14 protein-coding genes are annotated in these 14162 nt (G+C 69.8%); 5 read left to right on the forward strand and 9 right to left on the reverse strand.

The features are described from left to right. Positions 1 to 168 precede the first annotated feature (168 nt). Both O2L01_RS02660 and O2L01_RS02665 read right to left on the reverse strand, forming a co-directional pair. Positions 169 to 984: a carbohydrate ABC transporter permease gene (locus O2L01_RS02660; protein ID WP_270120191.1), complete on the reverse strand. Its 816-nt coding sequence runs from the start codon at positions 982 to 984 to the stop codon at positions 169 to 171. Positions 985 to 993: 9 nt separating this feature from the next. Beyond that, positions 994 to 1911 carry a carbohydrate ABC transporter permease gene (locus tag O2L01_RS02665; protein WP_270120192.1) on the reverse strand — a complete coding sequence of 306 codons (918 nt, stop codon included), beginning with the start codon at positions 1909 to 1911 and terminating at the stop codon, positions 994 to 996. 208 nt (positions 1912 to 2119) lie between these two features. On the opposite strand from O2L01_RS02665, the gene O2L01_RS02670 reads away from it, so the two are divergent. Further along, the gene (locus tag O2L01_RS02670; RefSeq protein ID WP_270120193.1) at positions 2120 to 3181 is read left to right on the forward strand and encodes an LLM class flavin-dependent oxidoreductase; all 1062 of its coding nucleotides are present in this window, start codon (positions 2120 to 2122) and stop codon (positions 3179 to 3181) included. Between the two features lie 29 nt (positions 3182 to 3210). Here O2L01_RS02670 and O2L01_RS02675 read toward each other — a convergent pair whose 3' ends face one another. The 4 genes from O2L01_RS02675 to O2L01_RS02690 are packed head-to-tail and all read right to left on the reverse strand — an operon-like array spanning position 3211 to position 7125. Beyond that, the gene (locus tag O2L01_RS02675; protein ID WP_270120194.1) at positions 3211 to 3906 is read right to left on the reverse strand and encodes a hypothetical protein; all 696 of its coding nucleotides are present in this window, start codon (positions 3904 to 3906) and stop codon (positions 3211 to 3213) included. Between the two features lie 5 nt (positions 3907 to 3911). Beyond that, positions 3912 to 4772 (reverse strand): carbohydrate ABC transporter permease, encoded by an 861-nt coding sequence (locus tag O2L01_RS02680; protein WP_270120195.1) that lies wholly within the window; start codon positions 4770 to 4772, stop codon positions 3912 to 3914. Then, positions 4769 to 5731, reverse strand: coding sequence for a carbohydrate ABC transporter permease (locus O2L01_RS02685; protein WP_270120196.1), 963 nt, complete (start codon positions 5729 to 5731; stop codon positions 4769 to 4771). The genes O2L01_RS02680 and O2L01_RS02685 overlap by 4 nt, the downstream gene beginning before the upstream one ends. A gap of 59 nt (positions 5732 to 5790) precedes the next feature. Continuing rightward, positions 5791 to 7125 carry an ABC transporter substrate-binding protein gene (locus O2L01_RS02690; RefSeq protein ID WP_270120197.1) on the reverse strand — a complete coding sequence of 445 codons (1335 nt, stop codon included), beginning with the start codon at positions 7123 to 7125 and terminating at the stop codon, positions 5791 to 5793. Positions 7126 to 7390: 265 nt separating this feature from the next. Between O2L01_RS02690 and O2L01_RS02695 the strand changes: the two genes are divergently transcribed. Beyond that, positions 7391 to 8398, forward strand: a complete 1008-nt coding sequence (locus O2L01_RS02695) for a hydroxyacid dehydrogenase (protein WP_270120198.1) — start codon at positions 7391 to 7393, stop codon at positions 8396 to 8398. A gap of 53 nt (positions 8399 to 8451) precedes the next feature. Further along, positions 8452 to 9516 (forward strand): LacI family DNA-binding transcriptional regulator, encoded by a 1065-nt coding sequence (locus O2L01_RS02700; RefSeq protein ID WP_270120199.1) that lies wholly within the window; start codon positions 8452 to 8454, stop codon positions 9514 to 9516. On the opposite strand, the gene O2L01_RS02705 is transcribed toward O2L01_RS02700, so the two are convergent. Further along, on the reverse strand, positions 9504 to 10382 hold the full coding sequence (locus O2L01_RS02705) for a pirin family protein (RefSeq protein ID WP_270120200.1): 879 nt from the start codon (positions 10380 to 10382) through the stop codon (positions 9504 to 9506). The two genes, O2L01_RS02700 and O2L01_RS02705, sit on opposite strands and share 13 nt — an antisense overlap. 85 nt (positions 10383 to 10467) lie before the next feature. Continuing rightward, positions 10468 to 11067: a TetR/AcrR family transcriptional regulator gene (locus O2L01_RS02710; RefSeq protein ID WP_270120201.1), complete on the reverse strand. Its 600-nt coding sequence runs from the start codon at positions 11065 to 11067 to the stop codon at positions 10468 to 10470. A gap of 87 nt (positions 11068 to 11154) precedes the next feature. Here O2L01_RS02710 and O2L01_RS02715 point away from each other — a divergent pair, with 87 nt between their 5' ends. After that, positions 11155 to 12123 (forward strand): NADP-dependent oxidoreductase, encoded by a 969-nt coding sequence (locus tag O2L01_RS02715; RefSeq protein WP_270120202.1) that lies wholly within the window; start codon positions 11155 to 11157, stop codon positions 12121 to 12123. Here the strand turns inward: O2L01_RS02715 and lhgO are convergent. After that, on the reverse strand, positions 12116 to 13321 hold the full coding sequence (lhgO, locus tag O2L01_RS02720; protein WP_270120204.1) for an L-2-hydroxyglutarate oxidase: 1206 nt from the start codon (positions 13319 to 13321) through the stop codon (positions 12116 to 12118). The two genes, O2L01_RS02715 and lhgO, sit on opposite strands and share 8 nt — an antisense overlap. A 187-nt stretch (positions 13322 to 13508) precedes the next feature. Here lhgO and O2L01_RS02725 point away from each other — a divergent pair, with 187 nt between their 5' ends. Further along, positions 13509 to 14084 carry a TetR/AcrR family transcriptional regulator gene (locus tag O2L01_RS02725; protein ID WP_270120205.1) on the forward strand — a complete coding sequence of 192 codons (576 nt, stop codon included), beginning with the start codon at positions 13509 to 13511 and terminating at the stop codon, positions 14082 to 14084. Positions 14085 to 14162: the final 78 nt, after the last annotated feature.

The following is a 14162-nucleotide window of genomic DNA, read 5'->3' on the forward strand; positions in this document are numbered from 1 at the left end:
GGGCGGGTGGGTGTCGCCCACCTACGCGCGCCCCCTGCCCCCCGCCCCCCCCGGCGCCCCCCCCCCCGCCGCCGAGTCCGGCGGGGAGGGCGAGCGCGAGCGCGGCGAGGGCCGCCGTGCGCGTCTTGTTCATGCCTGTTGCCTTTCGTCTTTGAAGGGTTCGGGGCGTCACTTCATGCCGCTGAGGGCGATGGAGCGGACGATGTGGCGCTGGAAGACCAGGAAGACGGCGACCAGCGGGAGGAGCGCCATGGTGGAGGCGGCCAGGATGAGGTGGTACTCCTGGTTGAACTGGGACTGCATCTGCGCGATGCCGCGCGTGATGACCCGGGTGGACTCCGAGTGGGTGATGATGAGCGGCCACAGGAGGTTGTTCCAGGTGTTGACGAAGCTGATGATGGCGAGCGTGCCGAGGATCGGCTTGGCCATGGGGACCATGACGCGCCACAGGATCGTGAACGTCCCGGCCCCGTCGATGCGGGCGGCCTGCTCGATCGACTCGGGGATGGTCTTGAAGTACTGGCGCACCAGGAACACGCCGTAGGGCATGAGGAACCCGAACACGAACGGCAGGATCAGGCCCACGTGCGTGTCGACCAGGCCGAGCTCGCGCACGATGATGAACGTGGGCACGAGGGTCACGATCTGCGGCACCATGAGCGTCGCGATGTAGGCCCAGAACAGCTGGTCGCGGCCGGGGAAGTCGAGGCGCGCGAAGGCGTACGCGGCGAGGGTGGAGAACACGAGCTGGCCCACGGTGACAGCCACGGCGACGAGCACGGAGTTGACGACGAAGGTGGCGAAGTCGTAGCGGCTCCAGACCTCCCCGAAGTTCGTGAGGATCGGGTTCGCGGGGAGCGCCCACGGCTCGGAGGTCAGGATCTCCTGTTTGGACTTGAACGCGGCGTTCAGCGTCATCAGGTACGGGGCCACGGAGAGCAGCGCGCCGGCGATGAGCACCAGGTAGAGCGGGATCTTCTTCATGCTTGGGCCCTAACTGAAGTCGTAGGTGGTGCGCTTGCGGAAGAACGCGGCCTGCGCGAGGGTGATGAGCGCGATGATCGCGAAGAGGATCACCGCGAGCATCGACGCGTACCCGGCGTTGCGCTGCGTGAACGACTCCAGGTAGATCTGGTAGTTCAGCGTCGCGGTCGAGCCGGCCGGGCCGCCGGCGGTCATCACGTGGATGGTGTCGAAGACCTGGAACGAGCCGATGACGCTGGTGATGAGCACGAACAGCATCGCCGGGCGCAGCAGTGGCAGGGTGATCTTGAAGAACCGGTACAGCGGCGAGGCGCCGTCCACATCGGCCGCTTCGTAGAGCTGGGCCGGGATCGCCTGCAGCCCTGCGAGGAAGAACAGCATCGTGTAGCCGGTGAACTGCCAGACGTTCACCGAAGCGATCACCGGCATCGCCCACTTCGAGTCGGTGAGCCAGGCGGCGCCGTCGACGCCGAACAGGTCGAGGAAGCGGTTCAAGGCCCCGTACTGCGGGTCGAAGACCCATCGCCAGATCACGCCGAGCGCCACCGGCATCGCCATCCAGGGCAGCACGTAGAGCACGCGAAACGTGTTGCGGGCCTTGATCTTCGAGTTCAGGGCCAGCGCGAGGAGCAGGGCGAGGACGGTCTGGGCGGGGATGTTGAGGAGCACGTAGTAGAAGGTGTTGCCGATCGACTTGAGCGCCCGCTCGTCCCCGGCGAGTTCGCGGTAGTTCTCGAGGCCGATGAACTCGGGGTCGGAGAGCAGGTTCCAGTCGTAGAAGCTCAGGATCACGACGATGACGATCGGCGCGATCAGGAAGACCGCGAAGCCGAGGATGCTCGGCGCGAGCATCGCGTAGGCCTCGACGGCCGCGCGGGTGCGCAGGCGCGGGCGCTTCTCGGGCGCGGCGTCAGGAACTGGAGGCATGGCACCTGGCTTGTCACGTAGGGGTCGGGAGTGAAGAAATGTTAGCGCTCACGGTCGAGACACGTCAATATCTGAATCGATCTCGGTTCGGTTTCCGTGAGCGCTCACAGACGCAGGGCGCGAAGGACGTGGACGAAGCGGAGGTGAATCTATACTATGTCGATAGGATATCTGTAATATCAGTCCGCCCCGACTCGGAGAAGCCGTCATGAGCAGCGAATACCTCTGGTACATCCCCAATCAGGCCCGCCCCGGGCACCGCGGCGACGACGTCGTCGAGGGCCACAACAGCCTGGAGACCCTGACCGAGCAGGCGAGAGCGCTCGAGGACCACGGCTGGGGCGGCGCGCTCCTCGGCACGAGCTGGGGCCGTCCGGACACCTTCACCGTGGCCACGGCGCTCGCGGCCCGGACCACCGCCTTCAAGCCGCTCATCGCGATCCGGCCCGGCTACTGGCGTCCGGCCAACTTCGCCTCGGCCGCCGCCACCCTCGACCACCTCACCGGCGGGCGGGTCCTCGTCAACATCGTCTCCGGCAAGGACGGCATCGAGGCCTACGGCGACCGCGAAGGCGCGCAGGCGGACCGGTACGCCCGCACCCGCGAGTTCATCCAGATCGCGCGCCGCCTCTGGACCGAGGACCACGTCACCTACCGGGGCGAGCACTTCAGCGTCACCGACTCGACCCTCGAGCTCAAGCCCGTCGTCGACGGCGAGCGCCGCCACCCGCGCCTGTACTTCGGCGGCGCTTCGGAGGCCGCCGAGAAGGTCGCGGCCGCCGAGGCGGACGTGCAGTTGTTCTGGGGCGAACCGCTCGACGGCGTCGCCGAACGCATCGACCGACTCAAGAAGCTCAGCGCCGACCTCGGCCGCGAGCACGCCCCGCTCGAGTTCGGCCTCCGCGTGACCACGCTTGTGCGCGACACGACCGAGCAGGCCTGGGCCGACGCCGAGGCGCGCGTGGAGCGGATGGCCAAGGCGAACAAGGCGGTCCTCGACCACGACTGGCGCGGGGCCACCGGCCAGCGGCGACTCCTCGACCTCGCCGCGCGCGGCGACGTGCTCGACGACAACCTCTACACGGCCCCGGGCCGGGTGGGCGGGGGCGGCGCGGGCACGACCTGGCTCGTCGGATCGGCCCAGGACGTGGCGAAGTCGCTGCGCAAGTACGAAGCCCTGGGCGTCAGCCACTTCGTCCTCTCGGACACGCCGTACCTGCCGGAGATCAAGCGGCAGGGCGACCAGCTGCTGCCGCTCCTGCGGGGCTGACCTGCTCGAGCGGTGCGGCGTGCTGCTCGCTACCGGCCCAGTTCGGCGGCCTTGCGGTCGAAGCCCAGACGGCGGTTGGCGGTGAGGACCGCCCAGGCCGCGGCGGCCGGGAGGAACAGGGCGAGGTTCGGGCCGAAGACCGGCAGTTGCGTCGCGGCGAGGGCGGCGGCGAGCACGGCGAGCCAGGCGAGCGGGGCCAGAGGGCGGGCCGCCGCGGCGTGGAGCGCGACGGTGAGGAGTTCGAGGGGTCGCTCCGCTGTGACTCCTTGCAGTGCAACGCAGCAGACCGCGATCACGGCTGCCGCGACGAGTGCTCCCCCGGCGGTGATCGCGAGGAACGCGCCGTCGCCGGAGCCGTAGAGGGCCGCGTTGTAGGCGAGGAGCAGTTCGATGACGGCCGTGCCCGCCCAGAGCCGGCGCAGTCGTACGGCGCCGGTGGCGAAGGCGCGCCAGAAGCGGCCGAACACCGCACCCGCGTAGCCGCCCTCCGCGATGAAGTCGCGCGTCCCGGCGAGGACCGCGTAGACGCCGGGGCCGATCGGGAGGGCGGCGACGACGCCGAGCCAGATGGCGGCGTGGGAGGCGCGGCCCGAGGCCTGGTCGAGCACGATCGCCGGGAGGGCGGTGAGCAGGAACAGTGCCGAGACGGCGAAGCACTGGAAGACCGCGAGGAGGACGCGGGAGAGCCGGCCGTCGTACGCGAACAGTCCCTTGGGGACTCCCATGGCGCTCAACCCTTCACCGCCCCGATCGACATGCCCTTGATGAAGTAGCGCTGGAACGCGGCGAAGAGGAGCACCGAGGGCACAGTGGCGACGATCGCGCCGGTGTAGATGAGCTCCCACTGGGAGGCCATCAGCCCGGACATGCGGCTGAGCGCCACGTTGATCGTCCCGGCCGACGAGGCGTCGAGGAACACCAGCGGGATGAAGAAGTCGTTCCACAGCCCGAGCGCCTGGATGATGACGAACGCCGAGGTCACGGGCAGGAGCATCGGGAAGACGATGGACCAGAAGGTGCGCAGGCGGCCCGCGCCGTCCATGTTCGCGGCCTCCTCGATCTCGCGCGGCACGCCTTTGATGAAGCTGCAGTAGAGGAGCACGCCGAACGCGGCGGACCCGCCGAAGTGGACGAGCATGACGCTGGTGAGGGTGCTGTAGAGCCCGATCTCGTTCATGGAGGTGACGAGCGGGATCATCCGCACCTGGAAGGGGATCATGAGCCCGGCGATGAAGAGCAGGTAGATCCAGCGGCCGGTGCGGCCGCCGACCCGCTCGATCCCGTAGGCGGCCATGGGGACCAGGGCCAGGAGGATGGCGAGCGTCCCGGCCGTGATGATCGCCGTGTTGAGCAGCGCCTCGCCGTACTCGGTGGTCTTGAAGAGGGTCACGTAGTTGCCGAAGTCGAGGGAGGTCGGCAGGCCCATGGGGTCCTTGGTGATGTCCGCGTAGCCGCGGAAGGAGTTGAGCAGCGCGTACAGCACCGGGAAGGACACGGCGAGCACGAGGACCGACAGCACGGCCATCACGACGACCTCGCCGGGCTTGAGGCGGCGGCGCTCCTTGGCGCGCTTCGGCTTCACGACGGTCACGCTTGGATCTCCCTGCTGCGCATGTAGCGGTTGGCGATCATCGTGGTCGCCATGACCACGATGAAGAGGACGACGGCGGCGGCGCTGCCGTAGCCGGCGCGGTACTCGCCGAAGCCGACCTTGTAGATGAAGAACGCCATGGTCTCGCTGATGAACCCGGGCCCGCCCATGGTGAGGACCATGATCTGGTCGAAGATCGTCCATCCGGCGATCATCATGAGGGTCATGTTGACGGTGACGGCCCCGGCGAGCATGGGCCAGGTGACGTAGCGGAACACCTGGGCGCGCGAGGCGCCGTCGATGCGGGCGGCCTCGACGAGCTCCTGCGGCACCGACTGGAGGTTCGCGAGGTAGATCAGGGTCGTGTTGCCGCCCAAGGTGAAGCAGATGATGAACAGCAGGACCCAGAGGACGATGTCGTGGTCGCCGAGCCAGTCACGGGTCTGCGCGTCGAGGCCGAGGGCCTTGAGCGTGGAGTTGACGGCGCCGAAGTTGTAGTTCAGCACGTACTTCCAGATGGTGGCGGCGATGAAGCCGCTGACCAGGGCGGGGAGGTACACGATGGTGCGGAAGAAGCCCTGGGCGTGGTCGAGCTTGTCGAGCATCATCGCGACGCCGAGGGCGATCGCGTTGACGACGACGGCCGAGCCGAGGCCGAGGATGAGGGTGTTCCTGACGGCGTTCCAGAACCGGCCGGAGGTGAGGATGTCCTCGTAGTTGCGCAGGCCCACGTACTGGAAGGTGTCGCTGATGCCGTCCCAGTCGGTGAGGCTGAACTGGATCGACTGCAGCGAGGGCACGATCATCATGAGCGCGTACAGGATCGCCGCCGGGGCGATGAACAGGAGCATGGCGGTGCGCTGCCGGTCGAAGCGGGCGCGGCGGCGGCCCGGCGCGGGCCGGGCGGCGGGCGGGGGCTCGGCCGGGAGCGCTTTGACGAGCACTTGCTGGTCGGTCACAGGTCGTCCTCTCTGACGGTTCGGGCGGCGCCCCGGGGTGGGCGCCGCCGAAGTTGCCGCTAGCCCTCGGCCATGTTCTTCTCGAATTCGTCCTGGGACTTCTCGATGAGCTCGTCGACGGTGATCTGGTCGTCCATCATCTCGATCCGGCTCTGGCGGAAGAAGGTCTGGAACGTGGAGTGGTTGGGGTTGTTCGGCTCGTTCTCGTACCAGGCGAGCTTCGGGTTCTCCAGGAGCCCGAAGTAGTCGGCGGCGCCGGGGATGCTGGAGTTGCGGGTGACCTCGGCGGCCGCCTTGATGTTCGGGGAGACGACGCCGGTGGCCTCCATGAGGTCGCAGGCCTCGACCGAGTAGTAGTACTCGAGGAATTCGACGGCGGCGTCGTACTGGGCGCCGTCGTCCTGCGCCTGCTTGGAGATCGCGATGCCGGAGGCGGTCTCGCCGTTGACGGAGTTCTTGAGCACGTTGAGGGTGCCGTCGTCGGCGGGGATGATGAAGAGCCCCGCGTTGTAGTCCGGGTCGACCTTCGCGATGTCGTTGAGCCGCCCGAGGCCGGCGGAGGAGGTCGCCATGATCGCCTGGCCGTTGACGAGGAGCGTGGAGGTCTGGGCGTCCTGAGTGGACTGCCAGCCTTCGAGGGCGTACTCGTCGGTGATGGTCTTCAGCCGCTCCATGGGCTCGCGCAGGTCGGCGATGGTCGCCTCCCCGGCCTCGACGGTGTTCCAGAAGCCGCCGCTCTCGCTGTACTGCGCGAAGGTGGGCGCGGCGAGGGGCTTCCAGATCTGGTCCGAGGGCCAGACCTCGGCGGCGGCCATCGCGAGCGGGACGTCGCCGTTGGCCTTGATGGCGTCCATGAGGGCGATGAACTCGGCGTACGTGGTGGGCACCGCGAGGCCGTTCGCCTCGAAGTAGTCCTTGTCGTAGACGATGTTGAACCCGATCTCGCCGTTCAGGGCCGTGCTCGGGACGATGTAGACCGAGCCGTCCTCGGCGGGCGAGTACACCTCGTCGCTGAGCAGGGCGGTGACGCTCTCGGGGATCGGCGCGATCTTCCCGGCCTCCATGTAGGTGAGCGTGTCGCGCATGTCGACCAGGGCCGGCCAGTTGCCGGTGGCGTCGATGGTCTTCAGCGCCGTCGCGTAGTCGGCGGCGGCGGGCAGGGGCTCGGGCTCCACCACGACGTTCTCGCTCTGGGCGTTGAAGGCCTCGGTGACCGCGGCGACGACCTCGTTCCAGGTGGCGTCGCCGGTGGCGTAGAGGAAGCGGATCAGGGTCTTGCCGCCGCCGTCGCCGCCGCCGGCCGAGGGGCCGCACGCCGCGAGCGCGGGGGCCGCCACCGCGGCCGCCGCCCCGGCCTTGACGACCGCGCGGCGCGAGAGGTTCGCAGAGCTCATGGGATCTCCTTCAGGGGTGAGCGAGTGGGTCGCTCGCATAGAAACCGGATTCTGTGAGACTAGGTGAGGGCTGTCACGAGCGCAAGCCGAGTTTGCCGAATCGTTACACGCGAGGGTCGAGGTCGTTGCGGTTGGCATCGAAATCCCAGTACAACGGCCTGATGGCGCATCGACGCCCGCGACGCGGGGCCGGGGTCGACAGATCCACTCGGCTCCTTTACAGTAGAAATCGATTTCTACACGCATCGTTCGGAGGACCCTTCTCGTGGCCGATCACCCCAAGGCGCTGTTCGCGATGGACCCCGTGTTCCTGCCGCAGCTCTTCCCCGAACCGCTCATGCGCCGCCTCGGCGCCGCGCTCGACATCGACCCGGGAACGGTCGCCGAGCGGCTCGACGGCCCCGGAACGGACGAGATCCTCGCGGACGTCGAGGTGATCGTCTCCGGCTGGGGCGCGCCGCCGCTCGACGCGGCGGTCCTGGAGCGGGCCCCGAAGCTGCGGGCCGTGCTGCACGCGGCCGGGTCGGTCAAGGGCCTCGTGGGCGACGCCCTCTGGGAGCGCGGCATCGCGGTCGCCTCGGCGGCGGGAGCGAACGCGCTGCCGGTCGCGGAGTACACGCTCGCGGCGATCCTGATGGCGGGCAAGGGGATCTTCGGCCTCCGCGAACGGTTCCGGGCCGAGCGGTCCTTCGAACTGGGCTACATCCACCCCGAGGTCGGCAATTTCGGCCTGCGGGTCGGCCTCATCGGGGCCTCGGCGATCGGGCGGCGCGTCATCGAACTGCTGCGGCCCTTCGACGTCGAGGTGCTGCTCGCCGATCCGTTCGTGAGCGAGGACGAGGCCGCCGCGCTCGGCGTGCGCCTCGTGGACCTCGACCACCTCGTCGCGCAGGCCGCCGTCGTCAGCGTCCACGCCCCCGACCTGCCCGAGACCCGGCACCTCATCGACGCCGAACGCCTCGCCGCAATGAAGGACGGCACCGTCCTGATCAACACCGCGAGGGGGCGCCTGGTCGACACGGACGCGCTCGTCGCCGAACTGCGCACCGGCCGCCTCGCCGCCGTCCTCGACGTCACCCATCCCGAACCGCCGCAGGCGGACTCGCCGCTGTTCGACCTCCCGAACGTCTTCATGACCCCGCATGTGGCCGGTTCGCAGGGGAACGAGCTCGCCCGCATGGGACTGTGCACGGTGGAGGAGGCCGAACGATTCGCGGCCGGGCAGCCGCTGCTCAACCGGGTCGACCCCGAACTCCTCGGCAGGCGGGCGTGAGCGCCCCCGCCTGATCTAGGCTTTTGAACGTCCGGACGGGAAAGGGGCACCAGGTGCGCGAGACCTCAGGCGGCGGGAAGCGTCCCACGGTCAAGGACGTGGCGGCGGCCGCCGGCGTGTCCGCGCCGACGGTCTCCCGCGTGCTCGCCGGGAACTACCCGGTCGCCCCGGCCACGCGCGCGAAGGTGCTGCGGGCCATGAAGGACCTCGACTACGTCGTCAACGCGCATGCCCGGGGCCTGGCGGGGGCGACGACCAAGACCGTGGCGTTCGTCGTGGACGACGTGACCGGCCCGTTCTACGCCTACATCGCGCGCGGCGTCGAGCAGCAGGCCGCCTCCGAAGGGCGCCTGTGCCTCCTGTGCACCACGCACGGCGACCCCGAGCGCGAGTTCGCCGTCGTCGAGCTCATGCGCGAGCAGCGCGCCGAGGCCGTGATCCTCGTGGGCGGGGCCTGGGACAACGAGGTGTACAAGGAGCGCATGGCGTACTTCGCGAAGGCGCTCGACAAGTCCGGTTCGCACCTGGTGCTGTGCGGCCGCCCGTCCCTCGGCGAGGGCGTGCCCGCGCTGGTGGTCCAGTACGACAACGTGGGCGGCTCGTACGGGATGACCGCGCATCTGCTCTCCGCCGGACACCGCGTGATCTGCTACCTCGGCCGCGAAGTCGGACTCTCCACTTCGGACGAGCGCATCGAGGGGTTCCGCCGGGCGCACGCCGACCACGGCGTCGAGCTCGACGAGCGGCTGATCCTGCCCGGCAGGTTCCAGATCGACGACGGGTACGCGCTCACCAAGCGGCTCCTCGCCGAACGCGACGACGTGACCGCGATCTTCGCGGGCACCGACATGGTCGCCATAGGCGTGCTGAAGGCCTTGCGGGAGAAGGGCATCCGTGTCCCCGAGGACATGTCCGTGGTCGGCTTCGACGACATCCCGATCGCCGCCGAGCTCACTCCGGCGCTCACCACGGTGCACGTCCCGCACGAGCAGCTGGGCCGCGAGGCCGTGCGGCTCGCCTTGCGCCGCAGCGAAGGCGCCGCGACCGACCGCATCGTCCTCGGCACCCACATCGTCGTGCGCGACTCGGTCGCGCCGCCGCGCCGTCAGCGGTCGTAGGCGAGGCGGGCCTGGCGCGGCACGGGACCGAAGTCGCCGCGCTGGAAGTCCTGGAAGGCCTGCTGGATCTCGGCGCGGCTGTTCATGACGAACGGGCCGCCGAACGCGACCGGCTCGCGCAGCGGCGTGCCGCTGTAGACGAGCACGCGCGAGCGCTCGTCGCCGTCCGGCGCGGCCAGGTGCAGGGTCGTTGACTCGGCGCCGGGCACGGGCTCGGACCAGCCGGTCTGGCCGGCCTCCAGTTCACGGCCGCCCACGAGGACGCGGCCGCTCACCACGTGCGCGAAGAGCCGGTGCTCGCCGGGAACGGCGAGGTCGTAGGACGCGAGCGGGTCGAGCTGCGCGAGCACGCCCTGCACAGGGTGGTGCGTGTCCGCGCCGCCGGTGACGCCGTCCACCGTGCCGGCGTGGACGTCGAGCAGCACGCCCGGGGCGGCGACCTGCCGCATCGTCCCGCGGGTCAGGTCCTGGTAGCGGGAGGCGGTCATCTTCTTGGCGCGCGGCAGGTTCAGCCAGAGCTGGAAGGTGTGGGCGTGCTCGTTCCGGTAGGCGAGCTCGCGGTGCACGATGCCCTTCCCGGCGGTCATCCACTGCACCTCCCCCGGCTCGAGCGCCCCGGCGTTGCCGAGGTTGTCGCCGTGTTCCAGGACGCCGTCGACCACGAGGGTCACGGTCTCGAGGCCGCGGTGCGGGTGACATTCGAAGCCGGGGCTGGAGAACCAGTCCTCGGCCATGATGAGGAAGGGGTCGGTCAGGGCCGGATCATTGGGCGCGAAGGCGAGCGCCTTGTCGTCGACCTGCGAGTCCGGGCCGAGCATCTGCCTGGCCTCCACCCGGTTCAGGGTCCGCTGCAGTGCGGCGTCCATGGTCCGCCCTCCGCTCGTTCGATCGTGTCCCTCAAAGCTACATGATGTCTCATCTTTTTGCGCTCGGCCGACGCGCGGAACACGGTCAGCCGAGGTCGGGGGCCGCCTCGGGGAGCGGGCGCGCGCCCTCGGGGCGCAGGCCGTCGAGGATGAGCGCGAGGTAGCGCCGCCACAGGTCGGGCGAGGCGTTCGGCACGTACCCGGCGACGTAGTTCGGGGCGCACATGAGGAGGAAGACGTCTGTGCCGGTCACGTCCTCGCGCATCGCGCCGCGCTCGCGGGCCCGCGCCACGAGCCGGTCGATCGCGGCCGTCATCCGCTCGCGGGCGCGGTTGACGTCGGCCATCGACTCGCTCGCGCCCGCGAGGAAGGAGAGGTCGCGCTCCTGGCGCTGCATCGCGGCGGCGGTCAGGAACTCGCGCATCGCCGCGTCCGCGTCGTCTGATTCGTAGAGGCGCTCGCCGAGGTCGCTCAACGCCTCCATGCGGTCGATCAGGATCGCCGCGACCAGCTCGTCCTTGGTCGCGAAGTGCCGGAACACCGTCCCCTTGCCGACCCCGGCCCGGCGGGCGATGTCCGCCACAGAGGCGTCGAGGCCGTGCTCGGCGAACTCGTCGGCGGCCGCCGCCAGCAGGAGCTTGCGGTTGCGGGCGGCGTCGGCGCGGAGCGGGCGGGCTGCGGTCATGGCCCCACCCTACCAAGTTGACCGCCCGGTCCGGTTAGTGCTAGCGTTCCGGAACATGACCGCACGGTCCGCTTAGAGGAGGACACCATGAAGGCAGTCGTCGCCAACGACTACGGCCCGCCCGAGACCTACACCGTCACCGAGATCCCCGCCCCCGAACCCGGGCCCGGCCAGATCCAGGTGCGCATCGCCGCCGCCTCGGTCAACCCCGCCGACGTCAGAATCCCCAGCGGCGAGTTCCGCGAGCAGTTCGCCCTCCCGTTCCCGCACGTGCCCGGCAACGACTTCGCCGGCACCGTCAGCGAGGTCGGGCCCGGCGTCACCGCTTACGCCGTGGGCGACGAGGTCTTCGGGTTCGCCGTGCCGCGCGCGATCAGGGCCATGGCGGGCGGTGAACGGCCTTCGCTGACCACCGGCGCGCTCGCCGAGTACGCCGTCTTCGAGGCCGACACCCCGTTCATCGCCGTACGGCCGCAAGGACTCGGCGTCGAGGCGGCGGCGGCGCTGCCCACGGTCGGCCTGACCGTGCGCGCCATGCTCGCGAGTGCCGACGTGGAGCCGGGTGCCTCGGCGCTCGTCGTCGGGGCCACGGGCGGCGTGGGGACGGCACTGCTCCCGGCGCTGGCGGCGGTCGCGAAGGTGACCGCGACGGGGCGGCCGGAGGACGCGGACCGGCTGCGGGAGCTCGGTGCGGCGGAGGTGATCGGCTACGACGCGGCCGAGTACCCGTCCGGCGTCGACATCGCGTTCAACGTGACGCTGCCGGGCGACCGGCTCGCCGACGTGGCTGCAGCCCTGCGCCCGGGTGGGCGGCTGGTGACCATCACCTTCCCTGTGACGCAGCCGGAATGGCTCGGCCGCGACGACGTGGACCTGCGGTTCGTGCTGGACATGGACGGGAAGTTCGGCGGGATGCGGGAGGTCGCCGAGGCGGCCGGGCGCGGGGAGCTGGCCGCGGTGATCGGTCGGCGCTACATGCTGGACGAAGGGCCGCAGGCGATCGCGGATTTCGCGCGGCGGCACACGTTCGGGAAGCTCGTGGTCCGCGTCAGCTGATCGGGTCGAGGATGATCTGCTCGACGACGTGCTCGGCGATCGCCATCGACGAGGTCGCGGCGGGCGAGGGCGCGTTGCGGACGGCGGTGACGGGGCCCAGGCGGTGGATGCGGAAGTCGTCCACCAGGGCGCCGTCCCGGTCGAGGGCCTGGGCCCGGACCCCGGAGGTGTCGCGTTCGACGTCCGCGACGCCGATCGACGGGAAGTACTGCTGCGAGGCTTTCATGTAGGCGCGCTTGGAGATCGAGCCGTAGACCTCGTGGGCGCCCATGCGCCAGTGCTGCTTGGCCATGCGCCAGGCCCCTGGCCAGGCGGCGAGTCGGGCGAGGTGGGCCGGGCTGAGGTCGCGCCAGCGGTAGCCCTCGGCGGCGAGGGCGATGACGGCGTTGGGGCCGATTTCGACGGTGCCATCCGTACGGCGGGTGAAGTGCACGCCGAGGAAGGGGTAGCCGGGTTCGGGGATGGGGTACACGAGGCCGCGCAGTTGGGCGGCTTTGTCGTTCTTGACGCGCAGGTACTCGCCGCGGAAGGGGACGATGCGGGGGCCGGGCTCGTCGCCGGCGAGCTTCGCGACCCGGTCCGCCTGGAGCCCGGCGCACAGCACGAGCTGGTCCACGACGATCTGCTGCTCGCCGGAGCCGACGCGGACGCGCGAGCCCTCGGGCTCGATGCGGTCGACCGGGTAGCCAAGGCGCACTTCGCCTCCGGCGGCGACGACCTCGGCGGCGAAGGAGCGGGCGACGGCGGCGTAGTCGGTGATGGCGCTGCCCGGGGAGTGGATGGCGCCGAGACCGGTCGCGTGCGGCTCGATCTCGCGCAGCTCCTCGGGTCCGACCCGGCGCAGGCCGAGGACGCCGTTGGCGACGGCGCGGCCGTAGAGGGCGTCCATACGGGGCACCTCGTTCTCGCGCACCGCGATCACGAGCTTGCCGCACTCCACATAGGGTAGTTCCTTGGCGGCGCAGTACTCCTTCAGAAGGGCGACGCCGCGCATGCACAGGCGGGCTTTGAGGCTGCCGGGGACGTAGTAGATTCCGGCGTGGACGACCCCTGAATTATGGCTGGTCTGGTGCGCCGCAACGCGATCCTCCTTCTCGAAGACCACGATCCGGGCGCCCGGGCGCCGCAGCGTCAGCTCGCGCGCGACCGCGAGTCCTACGATTCCAGCGCCTACGACACCGATTACCTCATCCGCCATGATGGACCTCCGTCGCTACCCGAGTGCCCGGAAAGTCGCATTTATAAACGCCGCCTTCGGTTTCAGCCCGGTTCGCCCGGGATCGCCTCGCGTGGACCGAGCCGACCCTACAAGGTCGGCTCCCCGCGATCGCCTCCAGATCCGCCCCGGCTTGCGTGCGAAAAAGAGTGAGTGTACAGTCATTCACATGAAAGCAGCTCGAGTCCTCTCCACGGCCGAAGAGCGCCGCGGCGCGGTGGTCTCCTCCGCGATCGCGACCTTCGCCCGCGGCGGGTTCCACACCGTCACGATCGCGGAGGTCGCCAAGCACGCCGGCATCTCCCCCGCGTACGTGTCGAAGCTGTTCTCCTCCAAGACCCAGTTGTTCGTCGCGGCGCTCGAAGAGTGCTACCGGCGCATCATCGACGCGCTTGAGCGCGGTGCCGAAGCGAGCGAAGACGGTTCGCCCGATTCGGTGCTCGACGCGATGGGCGCGGCCTACGCGGCGCTCATCGCCGACCGCGACCTGCTCGCCATCCAGGTGCACGCCCAGTCCGCGACGGCGGACCCGTCGATCGCCCGGACGGTGCGCGAGGGCATCGCGGACGTGACCGAGTTCGTCACCGCCCGTTCGCGGGCCGACGGCCCGGCCGTGCAGCGCTTCTTGGCGTACGGGCAGCTCTGCCACCTGCTCATCGCGATCGACGCGTTCGACTCGAACGCCGAATGGGCCAAGACGCTCACCGAAGGCATGTTCCACGAGCCGCCCAAGAAGACTTCCTGACCGCAACCGACGCCCTGACGGCCGAGTCCCGAAGGGCGACTTTTTCAACCAATTTAGTGAGTGACTAACCACTCAACA

The organism is Glycomyces lechevalierae (genome assembly GCF_027622945.1).
Classification (GTDB): Bacteria; Actinomycetota; Actinomycetes; order Mycobacteriales; family Micromonosporaceae; genus Glycomyces; species Glycomyces rutgersensis.

Bases quoted from the DNA above. Each gene is read 5' to 3' on its own strand.
- O2L01_RS02660 (WP_270120191.1), bottom strand. From the start codon at position 984: ATGAAGAAGATCCCGCTCTACCTGGTGCTCATCGCCGGCGCGCTGCTC.
- O2L01_RS02665 (WP_270120192.1), bottom strand. From the start codon at position 1,911: ATGCCTCCAGTTCCTGACGCCGCGCCCGAGAAGCGCCCGCGCCTGCGC.
- O2L01_RS02670 (WP_270120193.1), top strand. From the start codon at position 2,120: ATGAGCAGCGAATACCTCTGGTACATCCCCAATCAGGCCCGCCCCGGG.
- O2L01_RS02675 (WP_270120194.1), bottom strand. From the start codon at position 3,906: ATGGGAGTCCCCAAGGGACTGTTCGCGTACGACGGCCGGCTCTCCCGC.
- O2L01_RS02690 (WP_270120197.1), bottom strand. From the start codon at position 7,125: ATGAGCTCTGCGAACCTCTCGCGCCGCGCGGTCGTCAAGGCCGGGGCG.
- O2L01_RS02705 (WP_270120200.1), bottom strand. From the start codon at position 10,382: ATGGACGCCGCACTGCAGCGGACCCTGAACCGGGTGGAGGCCAGGCAG.
- O2L01_RS02710 (WP_270120201.1), bottom strand. From the start codon at position 11,067: ATGACCGCAGCCCGCCCGCTCCGCGCCGACGCCGCCCGCAACCGCAAG.
- O2L01_RS02715 (WP_270120202.1), top strand. From the start codon at position 11,155: ATGAAGGCAGTCGTCGCCAACGACTACGGCCCGCCCGAGACCTACACC.
- lhgO (WP_270120204.1), bottom strand. From the start codon at position 13,321: ATGGCGGATGAGGTAATCGGTGTCGTAGGCGCTGGAATCGTAGGACTC.
- O2L01_RS02725 (WP_270120205.1), top strand. From the start codon at position 13,509: ATGAAAGCAGCTCGAGTCCTCTCCACGGCCGAAGAGCGCCGCGGCGCG.